Source organism: Pseudomonas sp. JUb52, assembly GCF_004341115.1.
Taxonomy (GTDB): Bacteria; Pseudomonadota; Gammaproteobacteria; order Pseudomonadales; family Pseudomonadaceae; genus Chryseomonas; species Chryseomonas oryzihabitans.
In genome coordinates, this window is sequence record NZ_SLYS01000006.1 from 215,536 (window position 1) to 241,145 (window position 25,610).

Consider the following 25,610-nt stretch of genomic DNA (forward strand, 5'->3'; position numbering starts at 1 on the left):
TTAGGATTCTATGCATCCCCATCGATAATGGACATCGGGGGTATCGATCCACTCCCTGCCGGGGCCTGAATGAACCGTACCGATCTGCGTCGCGTCGACCTCAACCTGCTCATCGTGTTCGAGACCCTGATGCTCGAGCGCAGCGTCACCCGTGCCGCGGAAAAGCTGTTTCTCGGCCAGCCGGCGATCAGCGCCGCCCTGGCGCGGCTGCGCACCCTGTTCGACGATCCGCTGTTCGTCCGCACCGGGCGCAGCATGGAACCCACGCCGCGGGCCCAGGAGATCGCCGCCCTGCTGTCGCCGGCACTGGACCAGATCTCCAGCGCGGTGAGCCGGACCCAGAGTTTCGAGCCGGCCAGCGCCGACCGGGTATTTCGCGTCGGCCTCTCCGACGACGTCGAATTCGCCCTGCTGCCGCCGCTGCTCAGGCGTATCCGCATCGAGGCACCGGGCACCACCCTGGTGGTGCGCCGGATGAACTACCTGACCGCCGCCGGCATGCTGGCCTCTGGCGAGATCACCGTGGCGGTGGGCTATACCGAGGAGTTGCCAGCCAATGCCAAGCGCCGACCGGTACGCCGCTTCGGCTTCAAGGTGCTGCGCGCCGACAGCAAGCCCGGGCGCCTGACCCTGGACGAATACTGCGCGCGGCCCCATGCGCTGGTGTCCTATGCCGGCGACCTCACCGGCTATGTCGACGAATTGCTCGACAAGCTCGGCCGCCAGCGCCGGGTGGTGCTGGCAGTGCCCCAGTTCAACGGCCTGGGCTCGCTGCTGGCGGAAACCGATCTGCTGGTGATGGTGCCGGACTACACCGCGCGGCTCCTGGCGAGCACCGGCGGGCTGAGATACGAGGACCCGCCCGCCGAGCTGAACGACGGTGGCCATGAACTCCCCATGGCCTGGAGCGGCGCCCAGGACCACGACCCCGGCGAGCGCTGGCTGAGGTCACGCATCCAGATGTTCATTGGCGATCCGGACAGCCTTTAGTACGGTCTCGCGAAAAGCCGGACGGCGGTTCGCTCCGGAAAGGCTCAAGCGCGATCCTTTCCACTGAACCTCATCACCGGCGCCGATACCTACAGCAAAACCATCATCGTCATCGATAAATAACTTCGAGCCCTTCGATTCGTCGCCGTCCTTGCCCGGCGGCAGACTCGCCTCCCTGACCTCTTTCCACCTCGGGCGGACTCGAACATGGATCTCTTCGCGAAAACCCTCGGCCCCCTGGCCCTGACCTCTACGCTGTTGCTTGCCGCCTGCGGCGACTCCCATCCCCAGGCCAGCGCGGCACCGCCCGCGCCCAAGGTGAGCGCCGCCGAGGTGCTGCGCCAGCCGGTGGTGGAATGGGATGAGGTAACCGGCCGCCTGGAAGCGCCCGAATCCGTAGTGGTACGCCCCCGCGTCTCCGGCTACGTCGACCGTGTGCTCTTCCACGAGGGTGCCCAGGTCAAGCGCGGTGACCTCCTGCTGCAGATCGATCCGCGGCCCTTCCAGGCCGAGGTCAAGCGCCTCGAGGCCGAGCTGCAACAGGCCCGCGCCAACGCCAGTCGCACCGCCGACGAAGCCGCCCGGGGCGAACGCCTGCGCAGCAGCAACGCCATCTCCGCGGAAATCGTCGAGGCCCGCCGCAGCGCCGCCCAGGAAGCCAAGGCCAGCGTCGCCGCCGCCCAGGCGCAACTGGACGCCGCGCGCCTGAATCTGGGCTTCACCGAGGTCCGCGCCGCCATCGACGGGCGCGTCGGCCGTGCCGAGGTCACTGCCGGCAACCTGGTCAATGCCGGAGACACCCGCCTCACTACCTTGGTCTCCACCGACAAGGTCTATGCCTACTTCGATGCCGACGAGCGCGTCTTCCTCAAGCAGCAGGCCCTCGCCCGCCAGGGTCAGCGCGGCACGGCCAGCCCGGTTTATATGGCGCTGTCCAACGAAGACGACTTTTCCCACGAAGGCCACATGGACTTCATGGACAACCAGCTCGATCCGCGCACCGGCACCATCCACGGTCGCGCCGTGTTCGACAACGCCGACGGCCGCTTCACCCCGGGGCTCTATGCCCGGCTACGGCTGGTGGGCAGCGCCACCTACGAAGGCACCCTGATCCAGGACGCCGCCGTAGGCACCGACCTGGGCAAGAAATTCGTGCTGGTGGTGGACGGCCAGAACAAGACCGCCTATCGCAACGTCGATCTGGGCCCACGCCTGGAAGGCCTGCGCATCGTACGCAAGGGGCTGGAAGCCGGTGATCGCATCGTGGTCAACGGCCTGCAGCGGGTGCGTCCGGGCATGACCGTCGACGCCCAGTCGGTACCCATGGCCGATGCCACCACCCTGGCCGCCCTCAAGCGCCAGCGCGACGCGGTCCTCGCCAGCCTGCCGGCGCCCACCCAGCCGCTCAAGGTGGGTAGTCGCTAACCGACGCCGTACCCCGCTTCCCAGATCCGATCGACAACGCGACCTCAGAGGTCGCTCCTGCCTCCACCGTGAGGCGGGAGCGACCCCGTGTGGCTGCGTTCTGTACGCCTCCTTGCCAGGACATTTCCGATGAACTTCTCCCAGTTCTTCATCCGCCGGCCGATCTTCGCCGCCGTGCTCTCGCTGATCATCCTGATCGGCGGGGCCATCTCGCTGTTCCAGCTGCCGATCAGCGAATACCCCGAGGTCGTCCCGCCCACCGTGGTGGTGCGCGCCACCTTCCCCGGGGCCAACCCCAAGGTGATCGGCGAGACCGTCGCCGCGCCCCTGGAGCAGGCCATGAACGGCGTGGAGCACATGCTCTACCTGTCGTCCCAGTCGACCGCTGACGGCAAGCTGACCCTGACCATCACCTTCGCCCTGGGCACCAACCTGGATACCGCCCAAGTGCAGGTGCAGAACCGCGTCACCCGCACCCTGCCCAAGCTCCCGGAAGAGGTGCAGCGCCTCGGCGTGACCGCCGACAAGGCTTCGCCGGACCTGGCGATGGTGGTGCACCTGACCTCGCCGGACCAGCGCTACGACATGCTCTATCTGTCCAACTACGCCCTGATCAACGTCAAGGACGAGCTGGCGCGACTGGACGGCGTGGGCGATGTCCAGCTGTTCGGCATGGGCGACTATTCCCTGCGCGTCTGGCTCGATCCGGACAAGGTGGCCTCGCGCGGCCTGACCGCCAGCGACGTGGTCACCGCCATCCGCGAGCAGAATCGCCAGGTCGCCGCCGGTGCCCTCGGCGCGCCGCCGGCCCCCGGCAGTACCAGCTTCCAGCTGGCGATCAACACCCAGGGCCGCCTGGTGGACGAGGAAGAGTTCGCCAACATCATCGTGCGCGCCGGTAGCGACGGCCAGATCACCCGGCTGCGCGACATCGCCCGCATCGAACTGGGCTCCAACCAGTACGCCCTGAGATCCCTGCTGAACAATCAGCCGGCGGTGGCCATCCCGATCTTCCAGCGCCCCGGCAGCAATGCCATCGACCTGTCCAACCAGGTGCGCGCCAAGATGGCCGAGCTCAAGCAGAGCTTTCCCCAGGGCATGGACTACGAGATCGTCTACGACCCGACCATCTTCGTGCGCGGCTCCATCGAAGCCGTGGTGCACACCCTGTTCGAAGCCATCATCCTGGTGGTGCTGGTGGTGATCCTGTTCCTGCAGACCTGGCGCGCCTCCATCATTCCCCTGGCGGCAGTGCCGGTATCGCTGATCGGCACCTTCGCGGTGATGCACGCCTTCGGCTTCTCGCTCAATGCGCTGTCGCTGTTCGGCCTGGTGCTGGCCATCGGTATCGTAGTGGACGACGCCATCGTGGTGGTGGAAAACGTCGAGCGGAACATCGGCCTCGGTCTCGATCCGGTGGCCGCCACCCGGCGCGCCATGGGCGAGGTGACCGGGCCCATCATCGCCACCGCCCTGGTGCTCTGCGCGGTGTTCGTGCCGACCGCCTTCATCTCCGGTCTCACCGGGCAGTTCTACCGGCAGTTCGCCCTGACCATCGCCATCTCCACGGTGATCTCGGCCTTCAACTCCCTGACCCTGTCGCCGGCCCTGGCCGCGGTGCTGCTCAAGGGCCACGACGCGCCCAAGGACCGTTTCTCGCGGCTGCTCGACCGACTGTTCGGCGGCTGGCTGTTCGCCCCCTTCAACCGCTTCTTCGAGAAAGCCAGCCACGGCTACGTCGGCGCTGTGCGCCGGGTGCTGCGCGGCGGTTCCATCGTGCTGGTGCTCTACGTGGTGCTGCTCGGCCTGACCGGCCTGGGCCTGGTGAAGACGCCGACCGGCTTCGTGCCGCCCCAGGACAAGCAGTACCTGGTGGCCTTCGCCCAGTTGCCCGACGCCGCCACCCTGGATCGCAGCGAAGACGTCATCCGCCGCATGTCGGCCATCGCCCTCAAGCACCCGGGCGTGGAAAGCACCGTGGCCTTCCCCGGTCTGTCCATCAACGGCTTCACCAACAGCCCCAACAGCGGCATCGTCTTCGTGACCCTGAAGCCCTTCGAAGAGCGCCGTGATCCCTCGCTGTCGGCCGGCGCCATCGCCGCCCAGCTGAACGGTGAATTCGCCGCCATCCAGGAATCCATCATCGCCATCTTCCCGCCGCCACCGGTGCAGGGGCTGGGCAGCATCGGCGGCTTCCGCCTGCAGGTGGAGGACCGTGGCAACCTGGGCTACGAAGAGCTCTACGCCCAGACCCAGAGCGTGCTGGCCAAGGCGCGGCAGCTGCCGGAACTGGCGCCGGAGTCGCTGTTCACCAGCTACCAGGTCAACGTGCCGCAGATCGATGCCCACATCGACCGCGAGAAGGCCAAGACCCACGGGGTGCCCATCGACGCCATCTTCGACACCCTGCAGGCCTACCTGGGCTCGGTCTACGCCAACGACTTCAACCGCTTCGGCCGTACCTTCCAGGTCAACGTCCAGGCCGACCAGCGCTTCCGCCTGGAACCCGAGCAGATCGGTCAGCTCAAGGTGCGCAACGACCGCGGCGAGATGGTGCCCCTGTCCACCTTCGTCAAGGTCAGCGATACCGCCGGCCCCGACCGGGTGATGCACTACAACGGCTTCCTCACCGCCGAGATCAATGGCGCGCCGGCGCCGGGCTACAGCTCCGGCCAGGCCCAGGCGGCCATCGAGGGCCTGCTCAAGCAGGAGCTGCCCAACGGCATGACCTTCGAATGGACCGAGCTGACCTACCAGCAGATCCTCTCCGGCAATACCGCCCTGCTGGTGTTCCCGCTCTGCGTGCTCTTGGCCTTCCTAGTGCTGGCTGCCCAATACGAGAGCTGGAGCCTGCCGCTGGCGGTGATCCTGATCGTGCCCATGACCCTGCTCTCGGCCATCACCGGGGTGATCCTGGCCGGCAGTGACAACAACATCTTTACCCAGATCGGCCTGATCGTGCTGGTGGGCCTGGCGTGCAAGAACGCCATCCTTATCGTCGAGTTTGCCAAGGACCAGCAGGCCACCGGCAAGGACCGCGTCGCCGCGGTGCTGGAGGCCTGCCGCCTGCGCTTGCGACCCATCCTGATGACCAGCTTCGCCTTCATCATGGGTGTGGTGCCTCTGGTGACCTCCACCGGTGCCGGCGCCGAGATGCGCCACGCCATGGGCGTTGCGGTGTTTTCCGGGATGCTCGGGGTGACCTTCTTCGGTCTGCTGCTCACGCCACTGTTCTATGTGCTGGTACGCGCCTTCGTGGAGCGTCGCCAGGCCCGCTCCGCCCTTGCCCAGGAGGCCCAGGCATGAAGGTCTTCGCTCCCCTGCTGCTGGCGCTGGCGGTCTCCGCCTGCGCCGTCGGTCCGCACTACCAGGCGCCCGAATCGGCGCCCGCTCAGCTCAAGGCCAGCCAGCAACCCGCGGTCTATGACCAGGGCCGCTTCGAGGCGCTCTGGTGGCGCCAGTTCGAGGACCCGACCCTCAACGCCCTGGTGGCCAGCAGCCTGGACGGCAACCGCGAGTTGCGCGCCGCCTTCGCCCGGCTGCGCGCCGCCCGCGCGCTGCGGGACGACGACGCCAACGACCTCTATCCGACGGTCACCAGCCGTGCCAGCAGCCAGCTCGGCAAGGCCCAGCAACCCGGTTTCACCGAAGAGCGGGTCAACAGCGACCGCTACGACCTGGGCCTGGACATGGCCTGGGAGCTGGATCTGTTCGGGCGCGTCCGCCATGCCCTGGAAGCCAGCGATGCCCGCGCCGAAGCCGCGGCGTCGGATCTCGCCGCGCTGCAGGTCAGCCTGATCGCCGAACTGGTGGACGCCTATGGCGACCTGCGCGGCGCCCAGCTGCGCGAACGCATCGCCCGCGACAACCTCGGCAACCAGCGCGAAGCGCGCCGCCTGACCGTGACCCTCAGGGACGAAGGCATGGGCAGTGACCTGGACGTGCAGCGCAGCGAAGCGCGGCTGGCGGCCACCGAAGCCAGCCTGCCGGAATTCCAGGCCCAGGCCACCCGCGCGCGCAATCGCATCGCCACCCTGCTCGGCCAGCGCCCGGATGCGCTGAGCGTGGATCTCTCACCCAAGGCCCTGCCGGCCATCGCCAAGCGCCTGCCCATCGGCGATCCCGGCGAATTGCTGCGCCGCCGTCCGGACGTGGCCGCCGCCGAGCGCCGGCTGGCCGCCGCCACCGCCGACGTGGGTGTGGCCACCGCCGATCTCTTCCCGCGGGTCAGCCTCTCGGGCTTTCTCGGCTTCACCGCCGGGCGCGGTTCGCAGATCGGCAGCAGCGCCGCCCGTGCCTGGGGACTCGGCCCGAGCATCACCTGGCCGGCCTTCGACCTGGGCAGCGTCCGCGCCCGCTTGCGTGGCGCCCGCGCCGGCTCCGAAGAAGCCCTGGCCAACTACGAGCAGCAGGTGCTGACCGCCCTGGAAGAGAGCGCCAACGCCTTCAGCGACTACGGCCGTCGCCAGGAGCGCCTGCAGGCGCTGATCCGTCAGTCGGTGGCCAGCCGCGCCGCCGCCGACCAGGCCGAGATCCGCTACCGCGAAGGGGGTACCGACTTCCTGGTGCTGCTCGACGCCCAGCGCGAACGCCTGGCCGCCGAGGACCAGCAGGCCCAGGGCGAGATCGAGCTCTATCGCGGCATCGTCGCCCTCTACAAGGCCCTGGGTGGCGGTTGGGACGTGCAGCCCGCACGTCTCGCCCAGGGCAACGCTTCCCCCGCGCCGGCGCTCTGACGCCGGCGCTTACCCCCGGCACGCGTGTTCTCGTGCTCCTTTGGCGTGTCGGGTTTTTTCTTCCCCTAGCGGGTGCCGTACCGAGGCACGGCACCCGCTGCCTCCCTTCCCCGCAAGCCTGAGCAAAAGCCCGTTCCAGAGGTCTCAGAGAGGGCCGGGCCCCTGCTGCCGGAAGTCTGCCTTCCTGGCTAGACGAACTGCGGCTGTTTCCTAATATTTTGTAAGGGAGACAGGCCTAGGATTTCGTGGTCTCTCTTTTATTATCACCGTAGGTTATTAAACCGCCGGTTCTTGTACGAAACTCAGAGATCGATTCGCGTGCCCCTTGCCGTCCTGGCAAGTCTCCCGGCGCGGGGATCGAATGCCGCTCGAGGCCTCTAGGGAGCCCCATCTACCAACCGCCTAGAGGCGGCTCAGCTAAAGGATGCAGGCATGGTATTGGCGCTGATCATCGCGTTGCCCTTCCTGGGAACACTGCTGTCGTTGGCCACCGATCGCTTCGGCCGGCGCGCCTGCGCCCTGGGCACCGCCGTGGCCCCCGCCCTGGCCCTGGCCTTGCTTGCTATGCAGTTGCCCGCGGTCCTGGACGGCGCCGTGCTGCTGCAGCGGGTGGACTGGTTGCCGGCACTGGGGCTGAATCTCAGCCTGCGCCTGGACGGCCTGGGGTTGATGTTCGCCCTGATGATCCTGGTGATCGGCCTGCTGGTGATCCTCTATGCCACCTATTACCTGAGTAAGGATGAAAAGGTCGGGCGCTTCTTCGCCTACCTGCTGCTGTTCATGGGCGCCATGCTGGGCGTGGTGCTGGCAGAAAACCTGCTGCTGCTGATGGTGTTCTGGGAGCTGACCAGCCTGTCGTCCTTCCTCTTGATCGGTTTCTGGAGCCACAGCAAGGAAGCCCGCCAGGGCGCGCGCATGGCCCTGACCGTCACCGGCGGCGGCGGCCTGGCCCTGCTCGCCGGCATCCTCTTGATCGGCCATATCGTCGGCAGCTTCGAACTCACCGACGTCCTCGCCGCCGGCCCGCTGATCACCGGCCACGCCCTCTATCCGCTGGCGCTGATCCTGGTACTGCTGGGCGTCTTCACCAAGTCCGCGCAGTTCCCCTTCCACTTCTGGCTCCCCCAGGCCATGGCCGCACCGACGCCGGTGTCGGCCTATCTGCACTCGGCGACCATGGTCAAGGCCGGGGTTTTCCTGCTGGCGCGACTCTATCCGGCACTGGCCGATTCCGAATGGTGGTTCTACATCGTCACCCTCACCGGCCTCACCACCCTGGTGGTGGGCGCAATTCTGGCGCTGTTCCAGCATGACCTCAAAGGCCTACTGGCCTATTCCACCATCAGTCACCTGGGGCTGATCACCCTGCTGTTCGGCCTCGACACCCAGCTGTCCACCGTAGCGGCGGTGTTCCACATCCTCAACCACGCCACCTTCAAGGCCTCTCTGTTCATGGCCGCCGGCATCATCGACCACGAGACCGGCAGCCGCGACATGCGCCGCCTGGCCGGACTCTGGCGCTACATGCCGCATACCGCGGTGCTGGCCATGGTGGCCGCCGCGGCCATGGGCGGGGTGCCGCTGCTCAACGGCTTCCTGAGCAAGGAGATGTTCTTCAACGAGACGCTCAACCACGGCCTGTTCGGCAGTTTCAGCTGGATAGTGCCGGCGCTGGCGGTGCTCTACGGGGTCTTCTCGGTGGCCTATTCGCTGCGCTTCATCCATGACGTCTTCTTCAACGGCGAGCCGCGCGACCTGCCCCACTATCCGCCCCATGAGCCGCCGCGCTACATGAAGATCCCGGTGGAGATTCTGGTGCTGCTCTGCCTGCTGGTGGGCATCCTGCCCGGCTACACCGTGGCGCCGCTGCTGGCGGTCGGCGCCAGCGCCGCCCTCGGTGGCAGCCTGCCCGACTACAGCCTGGCCATCTGGCACGGCTTCAACACCGCCCTGATGATGAGCATTCTGGCGATGGTCGGCGGGGTGCTGGTCTATGCCTTCCGCCAACCGCTGTTCCGCTGGCAGCAGGGCCTGCCCGACATCGATGCCCTCCAGGTCTTCGAGAAAGGCATGAACCGGCTGGTCGGCTTCGCCCAGCGCCTGACCCTCGGCCTGGAAAGCGGCTCGCTGCAGCGCTACATCACCCTGATGCTGCTCGCCACGGCGATCCTGCTGGTGGCGGCGCTATCGGGTCTCGATACCCTGACCGGCCCGGTCGCCCTGTCGCCCTTCGACCCGCTCACCGCCCTGGGCCTGGGCATCCTGATGCTGACCGCGGTGCTGACCGTCTATTTCCACCGCAACCGCCTCAAGGCACTGATGGCCCTGAGCACCGTAGGCCTGATCGTGGCGCTGCTGTTCGCCCGCTACTCGGCGCCAGACCTGGCGCTGACCCAGCTGTCGGTAGAGGTGGTAACGGTCATCCTGCTGGTACTGGCGCTGTTCTTCATGCCCGATCGCACGCCCATCGAATCCAGCAGCCTGCGCGCCCTGCGCGACGTCCTGCTGGCCGGCGGACTGGGACTGCTGGTGGCGCTGCTGGCCTATGCCGTGCTGACCCGTCCCTATGCGAACATCGGTGACTTCTTCCTGGCCAACTCGGTGTCCGGTGGCGGTGGCTACAACGTGGTCAACGTCATCCTGGTGGACTTCCGCGGCTTCGATACCCTAGGCGAGGTGACGGTGCTGGCCATCGCCGCGGCCGGCATCTATGGCCTGCTCAAGCACTTGCACCTGCCGCATCCGCTGGTCGACCCCAAGGGCACGCCCTGGTCCCGCGACAGCCATCCGATGATCCTCGACAACGTGGCCCGGCTGCTGCTGCCTCTGGCGCTGCTGGTATCGGCCTTTATCTTCATCCGCGGACACAACCTGCCGGGAGGCGGCTTCATCGCCGGCCTGGTCACCGCCATCGCCCTGATCCTGCAGTATGTGGCCCATGGCGTGGCATGGACGCAGCGCCGTCTGCCGATCAGCTACCACGCCATCTGCGGCGCGGGGGTACTGATCGCCGCCCTGACCGGACTGGGTTCGCTGGCCTTTGGCCGGCCCTTCCTGACCACCGCTTTCGATTACTTCGCCATCCCCCTGATCGGCAAGACCGAGCTGGCCACCGCCCTGATCTTCGATCTTGGCGTCTACCTCGCCGTCGTCGGCGCTACCCTCCTGATCCTCTCCAACCTGGGCCATGTCAGCCGGGACGAGAAGGACACCGACGGCTCCAGCCAGGAGGTACTCTAGCATGGAAATCCTGTTCTGCACGACTCTCGGGGTCCTGGTCGCCACCGGCGTCTACCTGCTGCTAAGGGCGCGTCTCTATCCGGTGGTGCTTGGCCTCACCCTGCTGTCCTATGCGGTCAATCTGTTCCTGTTCGCCATGGGCCGCCTGCGTACTGGCGTACCGGCGGTCATCGGCAAGGCCGCCGAACATGCCGATCCGGTGCCCCAGGCGCTGGTACTCACCGCCATCGTCATCGGCTTCGCCATGACCGCCTTCGTGGTGGCCCTGTCCCTGCGTGCCCTGGGCGAATTGCGCACTGATCATGTGGATGGCGAGGAGCCGCGCCGATGAACCATCTGATCATCCTGCCCATCCTCATCCCGCTGTTCACCGGTGGCTTCCTGCTCATGCGGCCGCGGCTCTCCGTGACCGCCTCGCGCTGGGTGTCGCTGTTGGCCACCTGGAGCCTCCTGCCGCTGGCGCTGCTGCTCCTGCAGCGAGCCAACGGTGGTCAGTTGGAGGTCTATGCCTTGGGCGACTGGCCGGCACCCTTCGGCATCGTCCTGCTGCTGGACCGCCTGGCCGCGCTGATGCTGGTCACCGTGGCCGTGCTGGCCGCTGGCGCGGCGCTCTATGCCTGCCGCGGCGACGACGAGCGCGGTCCGGATTTCCATGCGCTGTTCCAATTTCAGCTGCTGGGCATCAATGGCGCCTTTCTCACCGGCGATCTGTTCAACCTCTTCGTCTTCTTCGAGATCCTGCTGATCGCCTCCTATGCCCTGCTGGTGCACGGCGCCAGCCCGGCCCGGGTGCGCGCCGGCCTGCACTATGTGGTGCTCAACCTGGTGGGCTCGGCGCTGTTCCTGATCGGCATCGGCGTGCTCTATGGCCTGCTCGGCACTCTGAACCTGGCTGACCTGGGGCTGAGGGTCGCCAACGCCGATCCCGAGCAGGCGCCGCTGCTGGCAGCGGCGGGCTTCCTGCTACTGGTGGTGTTTGGCCTCAAGGGCGCCATCCTGCCGCTGTACTTCTGGCTGCCCAAGGCCTATTCCGCCGCCAGTGCGCCGATCGCTGCCCTGTTCGCCATCATGACCAAGGTCGGGCTCTACGCCATCGTCCGCGTCTTCCTGCTGGTGTTCGGTGCCGCCGCCGGTCCTCTCGCCCACTACGTGCTGCCCTGGCTATGGCCGTTGGCGGCCGTCACCCTGGCCGCCGGCGTGTTCGGCGCCCTGGCCGCGCATCATCTCAAGGCCCTGCTCGGTTACCTGGTGGTCATCTCGGTGGGCATGCTGCTGACCGGCGTCGCCCTGGGCAGCGTCGCGGGGCTGGCCGCCGCGCTGTTCTATCTGGTGCACAGTACCTGGATCGCCGGCGCCCTGTTTCTCTTGGCCGACCTCATCGCCCAGCAGCGCGGTGACCAAGGCGACTTGCTCAAGAGCGGTCCGCAACTGCGTCATCCACGGCTGCTCGGCGGCCTGTTCTTCCTCGGGGCGATTTCCGTTGCCGGCCTGCCACCCTTCCCAGGCTTCCTCGGCAAGGTGATGCTCCTGCAGGCCACTGGCACCGCCTGGCCGGCGCTTGTCATCTGGCCAGTGGTGTTGCTGGGTGGGCTGGGCATGATCATCGCCCTGTCCCGTGCCGGGACCACGCTGTTCTGGCGCGGCCAGGGCGCCGCCCTGGACGGGCGTCTTGATCGCGTCCAGCTCGTCGCCACCCTGGGCATGCTGCTGGGCAGCCCGCTACTGATGGCGCTGGCGGCTCCGCTGCACGGCTACGCGCTGGAGACTGCGCGGCAACTGCTGGATGTTTCCGCCTACTTCGACATCGTCCGGGGGGTCGGCCCATGAAGCCCTGGCGTCTGCTACCGCATCCGCTGCTCACCGTGCTCCTGACCATCGCATGGCTGCTGCTCAACAACACTCTGAGTCTGGGCCAGTTGCTCCTTGGGCTGCTGCTGGGCTGGGGCATTCCGCTGCTGTGCCAGGACTTCCTGCTGCGGACGCCGCGGCTGCGGCGGCCCGGGCTGCTGCTGCGCTTCATGCTGGTGGTGCTGTACGACATCGTCGTCGCCAACCTCCACGTCGCCCGCCTAGTGCTGGGCCGTCCAGAGGCGCTCAGGCCAGCCTTCATCGAGGTGCCCATCGACATCGAGGACGAATTCCTGCTCACCCTACTGGCCTGCGTGGTGTCCCTTACCCCTGGCACCGTATCTTCCGGCCTCAGCGGCGACCGCAAGACCCTGCTGCTGCACGGTCTCGATGTCGCGGACAAGGACGAGGTGATCCGCCAGGTCAAGACGCGCTATGAAGCCCCGCTCAAGGAGATCTTCGAATGCTCACCTACGTGACCCTGCTGTGCATGGGGATGATGGGCGTGGCCGCCGTGCTCAACGTCTATCGCCTGGTGAAGGGACCGGATATCCCGGATCGGGTGTTGGCCCTGGATACGCTCTATATCAACGTCTTGGCGATCATCATTCTGTTCGGTATCTGGCTGGCCACTGACGTCTTCTTCGAGGCCTCGCTGCTTATCGCCGTGACCGGCTTCGTCGGCACCGTGGCGCTGGGCAAACACATGCTGCACGGCGAAATCATCGATTAACGGAGCGCTATCCCATGCCCTTCTGGCTCGAACTCCTGATCTGCGCCCTGCTGCTCATCGGCAGCAGCTTCGCCCTCATCGGCGCCATCGGCCTGTACCGGCTACCGGACTTCTTCATGCGCCTGCACGGGCCGACCAAGGCCACCACCCTGGGCGTGGGCAGCACGATCATCGCCTCGATGCTGTTCTTCAGCGTTCAGGGCGAGGGCCTCAGCCTGCACGAATTGCTGATCGCCCTGTTCATCTTCATCACCGCGCCGGTCAGCGCCCATATGCTGGCGCGCGCCGCGATCCAGCAGAAGGTCAAGCAGGTAGAGCGCACCGACGGCCAACCCTGGCGCTAGGGCTGGCCGCGCCGCACGCGCTGCTAGCGACCGCCGCTGACCTTGCTGAAGTCCTGGCGGCCAAAGGGATTGGGCTGATAGCCCTCCACGCCATTCTTGGCCAGCACCGTCACCGTCGGGTGCGCCAGCGGCAGCCACAACGCCTGGTCGTGGATGATGCGCTGCGCCTGGTGATACACCGTGGCCCGCGCCATCTGATCGGACAGCGTCTTGCCCTTGCTGATGGCGCCATCCAGGGTCTTGTCGCAATAGCGCGCGAAATTGAGACCCGACTGCACCGAAGCACAGGAGAATTGCGGCGTCAGGTAGTTGTCCGGATCGCCGTTGTCGCCCGCCCAGCCCATGAACAGCAGATCGTGCTCGCCGGTCTTGGCGCGGCGGATCAGTTCGCCCCATTCGATCACCTGGATCTGGGCATCGACGCCGATCTTCTTCAGATCGGCCTGCAGCATCTGCGCACCCAGTTGCGGATTCGGATTGAGCAGGCTGCCGCTGGGGCGCGTCCAGATGGTGGTCTTGAAGCCGTCCTTGAGGCCTGCCTGGGCCAGCAGCGTCCTGGCCTTGGCCGGGTCATAAGGATAGGCCGGCACGTCCTTGGCATAGCCCCAGGTGGTGGGCGGATAGATGTTGTCGGCGGCCACCGCGGTGTCCTGGAACACCGCCTTGAGATAGCTCTGCTTGTCGAACGCCAGGTTGATGGCCTGGCGCACCTTGATGTTGTCCAGCGGCGGATGGCTGGTATTGATGCCGACGAAGGCGGTCATGAAGGCCGGCGTCTGCAACACCCGCAGGCTCTTGTCCTCTTGGGCGCTCTGTAGATCCTGCGGCTTGGGCGACAGGGCGACCTGGCACTCGCCGCGCTTGAGTCGCTGCAGGCGGACCGCCGAATCCGGGGTGATGGCATAGATCAGCCCGTCCAGCTTGGGCTTGCCGCCGAAGTAGTCCGGGTTGGCGGCGTAACGCACCACGGCGTCCTTCTGGTAGCGCTTGAAGACGAAGGGACCGGTGCCTATGGGCTCGTCGTTGAGCTGGGCGGTCTTGCCGGCCTTGAGCAGCTGCTTGGCGTACTCGGCGGAATAGATGGAGGCGAAGCCCATGCTCAGGGTCGGCAGGAAGGTGGCGTCCGGGTTGTTGAGCACGATGCGCACGCCGAGGTCGCTGGTCTTTTCCACGCTCTTGATCAGCTTGGGCCACTGCATCGACTGGGCATGGGGATAGCCGCTCTTGGCCACCGCGTGCCAGGGGTGGTCCTTGTCCAGCATGCGCTGGAAGCTGAACACCACGTCGTCCGCCGTCAGGGTGCGGCTGGGGGTGAAGTAGTCGGTGTGGTGGAACTTCACGTCCGGACGCAGGGCGAAGTCGTAGGTCAGGCCATCGTTGGAAATCGTCCAGCTCTGCGCCAGGCTCGGCACCAGCTTGGCTTCGCTGGCATCGTATTCCACCAGGCGATTCATCAGCACATCGGCCGAGGCATTGGTGGTGGTCAGGGAGTTGTACTGCACCACGTCGAATCCATCCGGACTGGCTTCGGTACAGACGCTGAGCGTGGCGGCCTGAGCCAGCAGGGGCGCGAAGAGCAGAGGCAAGGCGGCGAAACGCATGGACAATTCCTTGTAGATCCGAGGTGAGCAGACGAAAGCCAGTGCTGGCAGCGGCTGACAGGGCGCTGCAGGCGGCCGTCTGACGGACGTGGATTGAGTGTGGCAGTCGCTCTAAACTAGACCACCCGTCCGTCCGTCACAATGCTTCCGACCGACGAACGGTTGGCATTCCGGCCAGGCCCGCACAGCGCCCGGTCCGCGGGCATTTCATCCGTCGCCCTACCTTGTTATCACGGAGCGCTTCTGGTATAAAACAGCGCTCTTTTTTCGGGGTATGGCCGCTTCAGGTCCCCGGCGTTTGCCGGCTCTCCCCGTCAAAACAGGAATCAATACAGTTACAAGCGGCCAACCCATGCCGGGTTTGGCATGAGGTTTATGAGGGCTGAGCCATGTCGAGAGTTTGCCAAGTAACCGGTAAGGGTCCGATTACTGGGAACAACGTTTCCCACGCTAACAACAAAACCCGTCGTCGTTTCCTGCCGAATCTGCAGCACCACCGTTTCTGGGTAGAATCCGAGAAGCGCTTCGTGCGTCTGCGCGTTTCTGCCAAGGGCATGCGTATCATCGACAAGCGCGGTATCGAAACCGTACTGTCCGAGCTGCGTAGCCGCGGCGAAAAATTCTAAGGGGATTCGTCATGCGTGAATTGATCCGTTTGATTTCCAGTGCCGGCACCGGTCACTTCTACACCACTGACAAGAACAAGCGCACCAAGCCCGAAAAGATCGAAATCAAGAAATTCGATCCGGTCGTGCGCAAGCATGTCATGTACAAGGAAGGCAAGATCAAGTAATTGATCGCCCCCTTGAACAAGAAACCCGCCTCGGCGGGTTTTTTGTTGTCTGGCGTCTGGCCCGGCAGCTCCGGCGCCCAGGGCGCCGGAAACCGGTCAGCCCACTACTTGAACTGACCGGTCAGCTCGCGTAGGGCGGCTTCGGCGCCGAGGATCTTCTGCATGCACTCCCGGGCCTTGGCCGGATCGATGCTCAGCCGCGCATAGAGCTCGTCGGGAATCGGCTGGACCGGGCCGTTGCCGATGCCCTCGCTGCGCAGCAACTGCACGGCAAGAAAGATCAGGTTGGGATAGACCGCCTGCTCGCCCTGGTAGCCCGGGTCGCCCTGGAAGCGCAGCGCCGTCACCACCTCTTCGGGCATCTCCCAGCAGCGCATCAGGGCCGCGCCGATCTGCTCGCGGGTGATGCCCAGCAGGTGGTGCTCGATGACCTGGTGATCCAGCTGGCGGTTGGCCTCCAGATGGCGGCAGATCAGCGTGAAGTGCGGCGGAAAGACGTGGGCCAACACCAGATAGCCGAAGTTGTGCAGCAGGCCGCCTAGATAGGCCAGCCCCATCTCCGGTCGCTCCGCACGCGGCATGGAGCGCGCCAGGCCCTCAATCAGGGCGGCGGTGTAGATGGCCTGCTTCCAGTAGGGGGTTTCCTGCTGGGCCTGGTCGCTGGGCAGGCTCAGGGTCTTGCCCAGGGCCAGGCCGAGGGCCAGGTTGATCACCAGATCGAAGCCCAGCACCCGCACGATGGCGTCTTCCACCGAGCGGATCTTGCCGGGCGCGGCATAGTAGGGCGAGGCGGCCCAGCTGATCACCTGGGCCGCCAGGGCCGGATCGGTCTCCACTACATTGGCCAGATCGTCCACCGTGGCCTCGGGATCGACCCGCAGCTTGATGACCTTTTCCGCCGTCTTGGACAGCGGCGGGATCTCCAGCGTCTCCTCCAGGCGCTGGCGGATGCGCCGCGCGGTAAAGGCGGTGGCGGCATGCAGGATTTCCGCCTCGTCGCGCTCCGGCTGCCGCAGATTCGGCTGGATACCGGCTGCCGGAATCCCGAAGCTGCCCGCGGTGGCCTGATTCAACAATCGGCGATAGTCAGACGTTTCCACTTCCAACAGCAGCGAGCGCTCACCGGACTCCAGCAGCAGGCGCGGCGCCTCCAGCAGTCGCTCGTCATACAGGCAGGGGGAATTGGTCAGCGACGGCAGCCCCGGCAGGACATCCAGTTCGTAGCGTTCCAGGGTGCGCATCAGCCGCTCTGGCGCCACCACCGTCAGCTGCCGCCCGGTGAATTCCACCAGCCGGCGCAGATCCAGCAGTTGATCCTCGGGCAAGAGCACCAGCAGCATGCCGACGCTGTCGCTCAGGAGCACCGTGTGTACCCGATTCGCCTGCGGCAGGCGCGTCGTCGCCGGCACTGGCCGATAGGCTAGATTCAACTGGGCGAGCAACTGCTGGATCGAAGGGGGGACTTCTGGAAGGGGCGAAGCGAGCGCTACATCGGTCATGGCATTTTCTTCCTCACGTACGCCCTGGAGTATAACCATTCAGCTCTGTAGGTAGCGGCGTCTGTATAAGCTTTGTCAAACTTGGCCGTATTGCTGGCCATGACGCAACCAGCGCTCCAGCAGCGGACCGGCATGACTGGGCCAGCGAGCGAGCAATTCCTGGGCGGCATCGCGCACCGCCGGCAGCCAGTGGGCGTCGCGCATCAGGTCGGCCACCTTGAACTGCAGCAGGCCGGTCTGGCGGGTGCCGAGCATCTCGCCCGGGCCACGCAGTTCCAGGTCCTTCTCGGCGATGATGAAGCCGTCGTTGGTCTCGCGCATGATGGCCAGGCGCTCGCGGCCGATCTGCGACAGTGGCGGATGGAACAGCAACACGCAATGGCTGACCGCACTGCCCCGCCCAACCCGGCCACGCAACTGGTGCAACTGGGCCAGCCCCAGGCGCTCGGGATTCTCGATGATCATCAGACTGGCGTTGGGCACGTCCACCCCCACCTCGATCACCGTGGTGGCCACCAGCAGCTGCAGGTTGCCGGCCTTGAACTCAGCCATCACCGCAGCCTTTTCCGCCGGCTTCATGCGCCCGTGGATGAGCCCGACGTGCAATTCGGCCAGGGCCAGCTGCAATTCCTCGTAGGTGGTCTCGGCCGCCTGACAGGTGAGTTCCTCGGATTCCTCGATCAGGGTGCAGACCCAGTAGGCCTGGCGCCCTTCATGGCAAGCAGCGCGCACCCGCTCCACGACTTCCTCGCGACGGCTGTCGGTGACGCTCACGGTATTGACCGGCGTCCGTCCCGGCGGCAGCTCGTCGAGCACCGAGGTGTCCAGATCGGCATAGGCGCTCATGGCCAAGGTGCGCGGGATGGGGGTGGCGGTCATGATCAGCTGGTGCGGCGCCAGGCGGCCGTCGACGCCCTTCTGGCGCAGCGCCAGGCGCTGCTGCACGCCGAAGCGGTGCTGTTCGTCGATCACCACCAGCGCCAGGCGGGCGAAACGCACCTCGTCCTGGAACAGCGCGTGGGTGCCCACCACCATGGGCGCCCCGGCGGCAATGCGCTCCAGGGAGCTGGCGCGGGCCTTGCCCTTGAGCTTGCCGGCCAACCAGGCCACCTCGATGTCCAGGGCGGCGAACCAGCGCTGGAAGTTGAGGAAGTGCTGCTCGGCGAGGATCTCGGTGGGCGCCATCAGCGCCACCTGGTAGCCGGCCTCGATGGCCTGCAGGGCGGCCAGGGCGGCGACCACCGTCTTGCCGGCGCCCACGTCACCCTGCACCAGCCGCAGCATGGGCTCGGGCTGGGCCAGGTCATGGGCGATCTCGCGCCCGACGCGCTGCTGGGCGCCGGTGGGAGTGAAGCCGAGGTTGTCCAGGTACAGCTGCGGCAGCCGCCGGGCGGCCGGCAAGGGCACCGCACTCTGGGCGCGCAGGGTCTCGCGCAGCCGCTGCAGGGACAGCTGGTGGGTCAGTAATTCTTCGAAGACCAGCCGCTCCTGGGCCCAGTGACGGCCCTCGGCCAGCTCTTCCAGATCCGCGTCCGGCGGCGGTCGGTGCAGATAGCGCAGGGCATCGGCCAGGGGACCCAGGCGATAGTGCTCGGCCATCTCCGGCGGCAGCCAGTCGGGCAGGGATTCGGGCCCGAGCCGCTCCAGCGTCTGGGCGCTGAGCTGGCGCAGGCGCAGCTGGGTGAGGCCTTCGGTGGTCGGGTAGATGGGCGTCAGCGTCTGCTCAACCGGCGCCGGGGCGTTCTCGTCCTGGGCGCGGTATTCGGGGTGGTAGATCTCCAGGCCCGAGGCGCCGGGGCGCACCTCGCCATAGCAGCGCAGCAGGGTGCCGCGCTTGAGCCCGTCCTTCTGCGCCTGGCTGAAGTGGAAGAATCTCAGCGACAGGGTGCCACTGCCGTCCTGCAAGCGCACCAGCAGGCTGCGCCGGCGCCCCATGAGCACCTCAGCGGAGGCGACCATGCCCTCCACCACGGCATCCTGACCGGGTCGTAGGGCACCGATGGGCACGATGCGGGTGCGGTCCTGGTAGCGCAGCGGCAGGTGAAAGAGCACGTCCTGCAGGGTTTCCAGGCCGACGCGCGCGAGCTTCTCCTGCAGGGCGGCGCCGACCCCCTTGAGGGCGGTGACCGGCGTCGCGGCCAGTTCACTCATGCCGGCTGCACGACGCCCTTGGCTTCAGGCCGCGCCACCGAGCACAGGCGGACCGAATCGGCCAGCACCTCGATGGCCTTGGGCCGCGGAAAGCTGGCGCGCCAGGCGATGGCCACGGTGCGATAGGGCACCGGCCGCTCGAAGGGGCGCACCTCGATGATCCCCGGCGCATAGTGGTGACTTTCCACTGCCGAGAACGGCAGCACCGAGACGCCCAGGCCGGAGGCCACCATGTGGCGAATGGTTTCCAGCGAAGAGGACTCCACCGTGGAATTCTTGTTTTCCTCGTGCTTGCGCACGGTCGGACAGGCTTCGAGGACCTGGTCGCGGAAGCAGTGGCCTTCGCCCAGCAGCAGCAGGCTCTTGTCGCTGAGCTGGTTCTGCGGGATGGCCTTGAGCTTGGTCCAGGGGTGCCGCGCCGGCATCATCACGTAGAAGGGCTCATCGTACAGCGGCAGGGTCAGGACGTCCGGCTCGTTGAACGGCAGGGCGAGGATTACGGCATCCAGCTCACCGGTGCGCAGCTTGTCGCGCAGCAGGTGGGTGAAGTTTTCCTCGATGTACAGCGGCATCTCCGGCGCCACCCGGTTGAGCTGCGGGATGAGATGCGGAAAGAGATAGGGCCCGATGGTATAGATGGCGCCGATCTTCAGCGGCGCGGTGAGCTGGTTCTTGCCGGCCTGAGCCAGCTCGCGGATGCCCTGGGCCTGCTCCAGCACCTTTTGCGCCTGGGCGACGATGCCCTCGCCGGTGGGGGTCAGACGCACGGCACTCTTGCTGCGCTCGAAGATCAGAATGCCCAGCTCGTCCTCAAGCTTCTTGACGCCGACCGACAGCGTCGGCTGGCTGACGTGGCAACGCTCGGCAGCTCGGCCAAAGTGCTGTTCCTGGGCGAGCGTGACGATATAGCGCAGTTCAGTCAGGGTCATAGTCAAATTCCATGGGGTGCCGGCCAATCTTAGCGGCTGTCTCTATCAACGGCCAAGCGCGACGGGCAGCTGTCTGCGCTCTTGGGTTGGACCACGGCCAGGCGCAGGCTACCCTGGCCGTCTGTCCAGGCCTTTGCAGAAGGAAACACCGATGAGCACCATCCTGATCGCTGGTTGCGGCGATGTCGGCAGCCGTCTCGGCCTGCAACTGGTCGCCCAGGGCCACCGCGTCTTCGGCCTCAGGCGCAACGTCGCCGCCCTCCCCGCCGAACTGCTGCCGGTCGCGGGCGATCTCGCCGAGGCCACGCCGCCGGCCGCCTGGCCGCGAGAGCCCATCGACCAGGTGGTCTATGCCACCGCCGCGACCCATCATGACGAAGCCGGCTATCGCGCCGCCTATGTCGATGGCCTGCGCCACCTGCTGGGCTGGCTGGCGGCCTGCGACCAGCGTCCGCAGCGCCTGCTGTTCGTCTCCAGCAGCGGCGTCTATGCCCAGGGCGACGGCGCCTGGGTCGACGAGACCGCCCCTGCCGAGCCCGAACGCTTTTCCGGACGCATCCTGCGCGAGGCGGAAGACCTGGCGCTGGGCAGCGGCCTGCCCGCGAGCGTCGTCCGCCTGACCGGTATCTATGGGCCGGGGCGCGAGGCGCTGCTGCGCCAGGTGCGCGAGGGCTCCCGGGTGACCCGCGAGCCACCGCTGTATGGCAATCGCATCCATGTCGAGGACGCCGCCGGCCTGCTGGCGCTGCTGCTGCAGCGGGATCGCGAAGGGGTCGCCCTGGAAGATCTCTACCTGGGCGTGGACGACGATCCGGCGCCGCTGGACGAGGTGGTCGACTGGCTGCGTGCCCGCCTGGGCATCACCTTCTGGTCCGACGAGGCCCAGTTGCGTCGCGCCGGCAGCAAGAGATGCAGCAACGCCCGCGCTCGGGCGCTGGGCTGGACGCCCCGCTACCCCAGCTATCGCGAAGGCTACGCGGCCATTCTCGCGGGCTGAAACGACAGAGCCCGGCACAGGGCCGGGCTCTGGATTCGACTCGCCAGCTACTTAGTCACGCAGGGCTTCACCGCGGGTGGCCTGAGGACGCTCCTCGACCTTGGCGGTGCTCTTCAGGTGCGGCAGGGCAGCCCAGTAGGCGGCGCCCTTCTCGGCGTCATAGAGACCTTCCCACTTGGCGATGACCAGGGCGGCCAGGGCGTTGCCGATCACGTTCAGGGCGGTGCGCGCCATGTCCATGATGCGATCCACACCGGCGATGAAGGCCAGGCCTTCCAGCGGAATGCCGACGCTGCCCAGGGTGGCTAAGAGCACCACGAAGGAGACGCCCGGTACGCCGGCGATGCCCTTGGAGGTGACCATCAGGGTCAGCACCAGCAGCAGCTGCTGGCTCAGCGACAGGTCGATGCCATAGAGCTGGGCGATGAACAGCGCCGCAATGCTCTGGTAGAGGGTGGAGCCGTCCAGGTTGAAGGAATAGCCGGTGGGCACCACGAAGCTGGTGATGGACTTGGGCGCGCCATAGGCCTCCATCTTCTCGATGATGCGCGGCAGCACGGTTTCCGAACTGGCGGTGGAATAGGCCAGGATCAGCTCGTCCTTGAGGATGCGGATGATGCGGAAGATCGAGAAGCCGAACAGCTTGGCCACCAGGCCCAGCACGCCGAGGGCGAAGAAGCCGATGGCGACGTAAACCAGCACCACCAGCTTGGCCAGCGGCAGCAGGGAGGCGAAGCCGAAGTTGGCCACGGTCACCGCGATCAGCGCAAAGACGCCGATGGGGGCGTAGTTCATGATCATGTGGGTGACCTTGAACATGGCCTCGGAAATGCCCTGGAACACCCGCACCACCGGCTCGCGGGTGGCTTCCGGCAGTGCCCCCAGGCCCAGGCCGAACATCACCGCGAAGAAGATGATCGGCAGCATCTCGCCACGGGCGACGGCGGCGAAGACGTTGGACGGGATCAGGTTGAGGATGGTCGCGATGAAGGCGTGGTCATGCTGCACTTCTGCGGTGGTCTTCTGGTACTGGGAGATGTCGGTGGTACCCAGGGTGCTCATGTCGATGCCGGCACCGGGCTGCACGCTGTCGGCGAAGAACAGGCCGACGACGATGGCCAGGGTGGTGACGATCTCGAAGTAGAGGATGGTCTTGAGACCGATGCGACCGAGCTTTTTGGAATCGCCGACGCCGGCGATGCCGACCACCAGGGTGGCGATGACGATGGGCACCACGATCATCTTGATCAGCCGGATGAAGATGTCGCCGGCCGGCTTGAGAACGTTCGAGATCCACCAGGCCTTCTCGGCGCTGAAGTGGTTGAGCAGTGCGCCGACGGCGATCCCCAGCACGAGGCCGATAAGGATCTGCCACGCGAGGCTGAGCTTGGGCTTGGTCATGTACCGACACCTTTGTTCTATTTGGATGGAGTTCGGGACGAACGTCACCATGCCGGGTCGTGATGCGCAAAGCGCATGCAACACCAACGAGAGGGTGCGTTCAGGCTGCGGAAACGGTGCTCGAAAAGGACGAGGAGCACCAAGGCGTCACACTTTTGCCAGAGGGTAACGGGGTATGTCTAATGCCGCTGTCGCCTGCCCTATGCCGATCAGGCATGAGGTGTCCCGAAAGGGCCGCGCAGCATACAGGCACTGGCGCCTTGCGCGCCAGGCATACAGAGGCGCCGCTCATCGCGGCGCCCCGTGAACGTCAGCCGTTGAAAGTGGAGGGATCGGGGCCGAGGCGCTTGTCCTGATTCAGCCCGGCGATCTGCCGCATGTCCTCGTCGTCTAGGGCAAAGTCGAAGATCTGCATGTTCTCTTCGATGCGTTTGGGCGTCTTGGATTTGGGGAAGATGATGTTGCCGAGTTGGATGTGCCAGCGCAGCACCACCTGGGCCGGCGTCTTGCCGTGCTTGGCCGCCAGTTGCTGCAGCACCGGGCTGCCCAGCAACTCGCCGCCCTGGGCCAGCGGACTCCAGGCTTCGGTGGCGATGCCCTTGTAGGTGTTGAAGTCGCGCAGCTCCTGCTGCTGCAGCAGCGGATGGCACTCGATCTGGTTGACCACCGGCACCACCCCGGTCTCGGTCAGCAGGGTCTCGATGTCGGCCTGACGGAAGTTGGACACGCCGATAGACTTCACCCGCCCCTGGTTGCGCAATTCGATCAGCGCCTTCCAGCTGTCGAGAAACAGGCCCTTTTCCGGCAGCGGCCAGTGGATCAGGTAGAGGTCGACATGCTCCAGGCCCAGCTTGGCCAGGCTGGTGTCGAAGGCGCGCAGGGCGCTGTCGTAGCCCTGGTCGGCATTCCACAGCTTGGTGGTGACGAACAGCTCGTCACGCGGCAGACCGGCCTGGGCGATGGCCTGGCCGACGCCCTCTTCGTTGCCGTAGATGGCGGCAGTGTCGATGTGTCTGTAGCCGAGGTCCAGGGCGGTCTTGACCACCTGGGCGGTCTCTTCGGCCGGGGTCTGCCAGACGCCCAGGCCGAATTGCGGAATGTGGTGACCGTCGTTGAGCTGAAGACGGGTGATCGCGGACATGCGTCGCTCCTCTGAAAGTGATGACTGTCAGAGGTGTGACTGACGGCAGTGGCCTTTTGCTCCCGATCAGTCGAGCCGCATGGCTTCGGGAACGCTGTAGCTTTCGACCCAGCCCAGCAGGGTACGACCGTCCTGCTGCACCTCGATGCGCTTCCAGCGCTGGAAGGAACGGGTCTCGATCACCCGCACCTGGGTGTCGCCGTCCAGCCGCGTCAGGGTGTTGCGCGCGCGTTCACGGCTGCGGTCATAGACGAAGGGCCACTTGAGCACATCGACCGGACCGCGCAGCATCCAGCCCTGCCCTTCTTCGGCGAAGCGAAAGGACACGCCACCTTCGGCGCGAGCCGGGTTGCTGCCCAGTAGCAGCACGGAGGCCATGAGCAGGAAGGGAAGGATACGGCCAAGGGTGGAACGGACATTCGGGGTCATGCTGGCCTCGTCTGTGGCACCAAAAAAGCAGCGCCCGAAGTGGACGCTGCGGGATAGACCCCCTGGTGCGCCAAACGACTGCACGGCTTGCCCGAGAAATGCCAAATGGCCAGCAGTCTCGGGCAAAATCCTTAGTGCAATAGCTAGGCCGCGCTGAACAGCTTGTGCGGGTCGATGACGAATTTCTTCGGGACGCCCGAATCGAATTCGCTGTAGCCGCGGGGGGCTTCGTCCAGGGTGATCACCTGTACGCCGACGATGTCGGCGATCTTGATGCGATCCCACATGATCGCCTGCATCAGCTGGCGGTTGTACTTCATCACCGGGGTCTGACCGGTGTGGAAGCTGTGGGACTTGGCCCAGCCCAGACCGAAGCGGATGCTCAGGGCGCCCTGCTTGGCGGCGGCGTCCACGGCGCCAGGATCGTCGGTGACGTAGAGACCGGGAATGCCGATCTTGCCGGCCACCCGCACGATGCCCATCAGCGAGTTCAGCACGGTGGCCGGGGCCTCGCTCTTGGCGCCTTCGTGACCATGGCCACGGGCTTCGAAGCCGACGGCGTCGACCGCGCAATCGACTTCCGGCGTGCCCAGCAGCGCGGCGATCTGCTCGTGCAGCGGGGTGTCCTGGGACAGGTCGGCGATCTCGAAGCCCTGGGCCTTGGCGTGGGCCAGGCGTACCGGATTGACGTCGCCGACGATGACCACGGCGGCGCCCAGCAGGCGGGCCGAGGCGGCCGCGGCCAGACCGACCGGGCCGGCGCCGGCGACATAGACGCTGGTGCCCGGACCGACGCCGGCGGTGACGGCGCCGTGGTAGCCGGTGGGCAGGATGTCGGACAGGCAGGTCAGGTCACGGATCTTTTCCATGGCCGCGTCGCGATTCGGCAGCTTGAGCAGGTTGAAGTCGGCATAGGGGACCAGCACGTATTCGGCCTGGCCACCGACCCAGCCGCCCATGTCGACATAGCCGTAGGCACCGCCGGCGCGGGAGGGATTGACGGTCAGGCAGACGCCGGTGTCCTGCTCCTTGCAGGTGCGGCAGCGACCGCAGGCGACGTTGAACGGCACCGAGACCAGATCGCCGACCTTGAGGGTCTCGACGTCACGGCCCGCTTCGATGACCTCACCGGTGATCTCGTGGCCGAGCACCAGGCCTTCGGGGGCAGTGGTCCGGCCGCGCACCATGTGCTGGTCGGAACCACAGATGTTGGTGGAGACCACGCGCAGGATGACGCCGTGGTCGATACGCTTGCCCTGCGGGGTTTCCATCTTCGGGTAGGGGATGGTCTGCACCTCGACCTTGCCCGCGCCCAGATAGACGACGCCACGATTACCGGACATGTTGCACCTC

The 25,610-nt window shown here is 66.3% G+C and carries 21 protein-coding genes; 13 read left to right on the top strand and 8 right to left on the bottom strand.

Annotated elements, in window-relative coordinates; genetic code table 11:
• The first annotated feature begins 69 nt into the window (after positions 1 to 69).
• From EC839_RS12650 to EC839_RS12695, 10 genes are all read left to right on the top strand, one after another.
• The gene (locus EC839_RS12650; protein ID WP_007159891.1) at positions 70 to 990 is read left to right on the top strand and encodes a LysR family transcriptional regulator; all 921 of its coding nucleotides are present in this window, start codon (positions 70 to 72) and stop codon (positions 988 to 990) included.
• Between the two features lie 207 nt (positions 991 to 1,197).
• Entirely contained in the window at positions 1,198 to 2,415 is a 1,218-nt protein-coding gene (locus tag EC839_RS12655; protein ID WP_132832580.1) for an efflux RND transporter periplasmic adaptor subunit, read from the top strand.
• Positions 2,416 to 2,544: 129 nt separating this feature from the next.
• Entirely contained in the window at positions 2,545 to 5,721 is a 3,177-nt protein-coding gene (locus EC839_RS12660; protein WP_132832581.1) for an efflux RND transporter permease subunit, read from the top strand.
• On the top strand, positions 5,718 to 7,151 hold the full coding sequence (locus tag EC839_RS12665) for an efflux transporter outer membrane subunit (RefSeq protein ID WP_132832582.1): 1,434 nt from the start codon (positions 5,718 to 5,720) through the stop codon (positions 7,149 to 7,151). Before EC839_RS12660 ends, EC839_RS12665 begins: the two co-directional genes overlap by 4 nt.
• 432 nt (positions 7,152 to 7,583) lie before the next feature.
• Complete coding sequence (locus tag EC839_RS12670; protein WP_132832583.1) at positions 7,584 to 10,391, top strand: monovalent cation/H+ antiporter subunit A; 2,808 nt, start codon at positions 7,584 to 7,586, stop codon at positions 10,389 to 10,391.
• Position 10,392: 1 nt separating this feature from the next.
• Entirely contained in the window at positions 10,393 to 10,722 is a 330-nt protein-coding gene (locus EC839_RS12675; protein WP_058791729.1) for a Na+/H+ antiporter subunit C, read from the top strand.
• Positions 10,719 to 12,218 (top strand): monovalent cation/H+ antiporter subunit D, encoded by a 1,500-nt coding sequence (locus EC839_RS12680; RefSeq protein WP_132832584.1) that lies wholly within the window; start codon positions 10,719 to 10,721, stop codon positions 12,216 to 12,218. The genes EC839_RS12675 and EC839_RS12680 overlap by 4 nt, the downstream gene beginning before the upstream one ends.
• Entirely contained in the window at positions 12,215 to 12,718 is a 504-nt protein-coding gene (locus tag EC839_RS12685; RefSeq protein ID WP_132832585.1) for a Na+/H+ antiporter subunit E, read from the top strand. The genes EC839_RS12680 and EC839_RS12685 overlap by 4 nt, the downstream gene beginning before the upstream one ends.
• The gene (locus EC839_RS12690) at positions 12,703 to 12,972 is read left to right on the top strand and encodes a K+/H+ antiporter subunit F (protein WP_007159900.1); all 270 of its coding nucleotides are present in this window, start codon (positions 12,703 to 12,705) and stop codon (positions 12,970 to 12,972) included. The genes EC839_RS12685 and EC839_RS12690 overlap by 16 nt, the downstream gene beginning before the upstream one ends.
• A 14-nt stretch (positions 12,973 to 12,986) precedes the next feature.
• Positions 12,987 to 13,316, top strand: coding sequence for a Na+/H+ antiporter subunit G (locus EC839_RS12695; RefSeq protein ID WP_017642340.1), 330 nt, complete (start codon positions 12,987 to 12,989; stop codon positions 13,314 to 13,316).
• Positions 13,317 to 13,339: 23 nt separating this feature from the next.
• On the opposite strand, the gene EC839_RS12700 is transcribed toward EC839_RS12695, so the two are convergent.
• Positions 13,340 to 14,917 carry an ABC transporter substrate-binding protein gene (locus tag EC839_RS12700; protein WP_132832586.1) on the bottom strand — a complete coding sequence of 526 codons (1,578 nt, stop codon included), beginning with the start codon at positions 14,915 to 14,917 and terminating at the stop codon, positions 13,340 to 13,342.
• A gap of 389 nt (positions 14,918 to 15,306) precedes the next feature.
• Between EC839_RS12700 and rpmB the strand changes: the two genes are divergently transcribed.
• Complete coding sequence (gene rpmB / locus EC839_RS12705) at positions 15,307 to 15,543, top strand: 50S ribosomal protein L28 (protein WP_007159903.1); 237 nt, start codon at positions 15,307 to 15,309, stop codon at positions 15,541 to 15,543.
• 11 nt (positions 15,544 to 15,554) lie between these two features.
• A complete protein-coding gene (gene rpmG / locus EC839_RS12710) occupies positions 15,555 to 15,710 on the top strand; it encodes a 50S ribosomal protein L33 (RefSeq protein ID WP_007159904.1) in 156 nt (51 codons plus the stop codon).
• 104 nt (positions 15,711 to 15,814) lie between these two features.
• On the opposite strand, the gene EC839_RS12715 is transcribed toward rpmG, so the two are convergent.
• The 3 genes from EC839_RS12715 to EC839_RS12725 form a co-directional block, all read right to left on the bottom strand.
• Positions 15,815 to 17,209: an aminoacyl-tRNA deacylase and HDOD domain-containing protein gene (locus EC839_RS12715; protein ID WP_132832587.1), complete on the bottom strand. Its 1,395-nt coding sequence runs from the start codon at positions 17,207 to 17,209 to the stop codon at positions 15,815 to 15,817.
• A gap of 75 nt (positions 17,210 to 17,284) precedes the next feature.
• Positions 17,285 to 19,360, bottom strand: coding sequence for an ATP-dependent DNA helicase RecG (recG, locus tag EC839_RS12720; RefSeq protein ID WP_132832588.1), 2,076 nt, complete (start codon positions 19,358 to 19,360; stop codon positions 17,285 to 17,287).
• Positions 19,357 to 20,289 carry a hydrogen peroxide-inducible genes activator gene (locus tag EC839_RS12725; RefSeq protein ID WP_007159908.1) on the bottom strand — a complete coding sequence of 311 codons (933 nt, stop codon included), beginning with the start codon at positions 20,287 to 20,289 and terminating at the stop codon, positions 19,357 to 19,359. The genes recG and EC839_RS12725 overlap by 4 nt, the downstream gene beginning before the upstream one ends.
• Positions 20,290 to 20,440: 151 nt before the next feature.
• Here EC839_RS12725 and EC839_RS12730 point away from each other — a divergent pair, with 151 nt between their 5' ends.
• Positions 20,441 to 21,286, top strand: a complete 846-nt coding sequence (locus EC839_RS12730) for an NAD-dependent epimerase/dehydratase family protein (RefSeq protein ID WP_132832589.1) — start codon at positions 20,441 to 20,443, stop codon at positions 21,284 to 21,286.
• A 51-nt stretch (positions 21,287 to 21,337) separates the two neighbouring features.
• Here the strand turns inward: EC839_RS12730 and gltP are convergent, their stop codons facing one another.
• From gltP to fdhA, 4 genes are all read right to left on the bottom strand, one after another.
• A complete protein-coding gene (gene gltP / locus EC839_RS12735) occupies positions 21,338 to 22,687 on the bottom strand; it encodes a glutamate/aspartate:proton symporter GltP (RefSeq protein WP_007159910.1) in 1,350 nt (449 codons plus the stop codon).
• Between the two features lie 310 nt (positions 22,688 to 22,997).
• Positions 22,998 to 23,828 (bottom strand): aldo/keto reductase, encoded by an 831-nt coding sequence (locus EC839_RS12740; protein WP_007159911.1) that lies wholly within the window; start codon positions 23,826 to 23,828, stop codon positions 22,998 to 23,000.
• A 66-nt stretch (positions 23,829 to 23,894) separates the two neighbouring features.
• Entirely contained in the window at positions 23,895 to 24,257 is a 363-nt protein-coding gene (locus EC839_RS12745; protein ID WP_132832590.1) for a hypothetical protein, read from the bottom strand.
• 143 nt (positions 24,258 to 24,400) lie between these two features.
• Positions 24,401 to 25,600, bottom strand: a complete 1,200-nt coding sequence (fdhA, locus tag EC839_RS12750) for a formaldehyde dehydrogenase, glutathione-independent (RefSeq protein ID WP_027597391.1) — start codon at positions 25,598 to 25,600, stop codon at positions 24,401 to 24,403.
• Positions 25,601 to 25,610: the final 10 nt, after the last annotated feature.

Coding starts and splice junctions, on each gene's coding strand:
- EC839_RS12650 (WP_007159891.1), top strand. CDS start 70: ATGAACCGTACCGATCTGCGTCGCGTCGACCTCAACCTGCTCATCGTG.
- EC839_RS12655 (WP_132832580.1), top strand. CDS start 1,198: ATGGATCTCTTCGCGAAAACCCTCGGCCCCCTGGCCCTGACCTCTACG.
- EC839_RS12660 (WP_132832581.1), top strand. CDS start 2,545: ATGAACTTCTCCCAGTTCTTCATCCGCCGGCCGATCTTCGCCGCCGTG.
- EC839_RS12665 (WP_132832582.1), top strand. CDS start 5,718: ATGAAGGTCTTCGCTCCCCTGCTGCTGGCGCTGGCGGTCTCCGCCTGC.
- EC839_RS12670 (WP_132832583.1), top strand. CDS start 7,584: ATGGTATTGGCGCTGATCATCGCGTTGCCCTTCCTGGGAACACTGCTG.
- EC839_RS12675 (WP_058791729.1), top strand. CDS start 10,393: ATGGAAATCCTGTTCTGCACGACTCTCGGGGTCCTGGTCGCCACCGGC.
- EC839_RS12680 (WP_132832584.1), top strand. CDS start 10,719: ATGAACCATCTGATCATCCTGCCCATCCTCATCCCGCTGTTCACCGGT.
- EC839_RS12685 (WP_132832585.1), top strand. CDS start 12,215: ATGAAGCCCTGGCGTCTGCTACCGCATCCGCTGCTCACCGTGCTCCTG.
- EC839_RS12690 (WP_007159900.1), top strand. CDS start 12,703: ATGCTCACCTACGTGACCCTGCTGTGCATGGGGATGATGGGCGTGGCC.
- EC839_RS12695 (WP_017642340.1), top strand. CDS start 12,987: ATGCCCTTCTGGCTCGAACTCCTGATCTGCGCCCTGCTGCTCATCGGC.
- EC839_RS12700 (WP_132832586.1), bottom strand. CDS start 14,917: ATGCGTTTCGCCGCCTTGCCTCTGCTCTTCGCGCCCCTGCTGGCTCAG.
- rpmB (WP_007159903.1), top strand. CDS start 15,307: ATGTCGAGAGTTTGCCAAGTAACCGGTAAGGGTCCGATTACTGGGAAC.
- rpmG (WP_007159904.1), top strand. CDS start 15,555: ATGCGTGAATTGATCCGTTTGATTTCCAGTGCCGGCACCGGTCACTTC.
- EC839_RS12715 (WP_132832587.1), bottom strand. CDS start 17,209: ATGACCGATGTAGCGCTCGCTTCGCCCCTTCCAGAAGTCCCCCCTTCG.
- recG (WP_132832588.1), bottom strand. CDS start 19,360: ATGAGTGAACTGGCCGCGACGCCGGTCACCGCCCTCAAGGGGGTCGGC.
- EC839_RS12725 (WP_007159908.1), bottom strand. CDS start 20,289: ATGACCCTGACTGAACTGCGCTATATCGTCACGCTCGCCCAGGAACAG.
- EC839_RS12730 (WP_132832589.1), top strand. CDS start 20,441: ATGAGCACCATCCTGATCGCTGGTTGCGGCGATGTCGGCAGCCGTCTC.
- gltP (WP_007159910.1), bottom strand. CDS start 22,687: ATGACCAAGCCCAAGCTCAGCCTCGCGTGGCAGATCCTTATCGGCCTC.
- EC839_RS12740 (WP_007159911.1), bottom strand. CDS start 23,828: ATGTCCGCGATCACCCGTCTTCAGCTCAACGACGGTCACCACATTCCG.
- EC839_RS12745 (WP_132832590.1), bottom strand. CDS start 24,257: ATGACCCCGAATGTCCGTTCCACCCTTGGCCGTATCCTTCCCTTCCTG.
- fdhA (WP_027597391.1), bottom strand. CDS start 25,600: ATGTCCGGTAATCGTGGCGTCGTCTATCTGGGCGCGGGCAAGGTCGAG.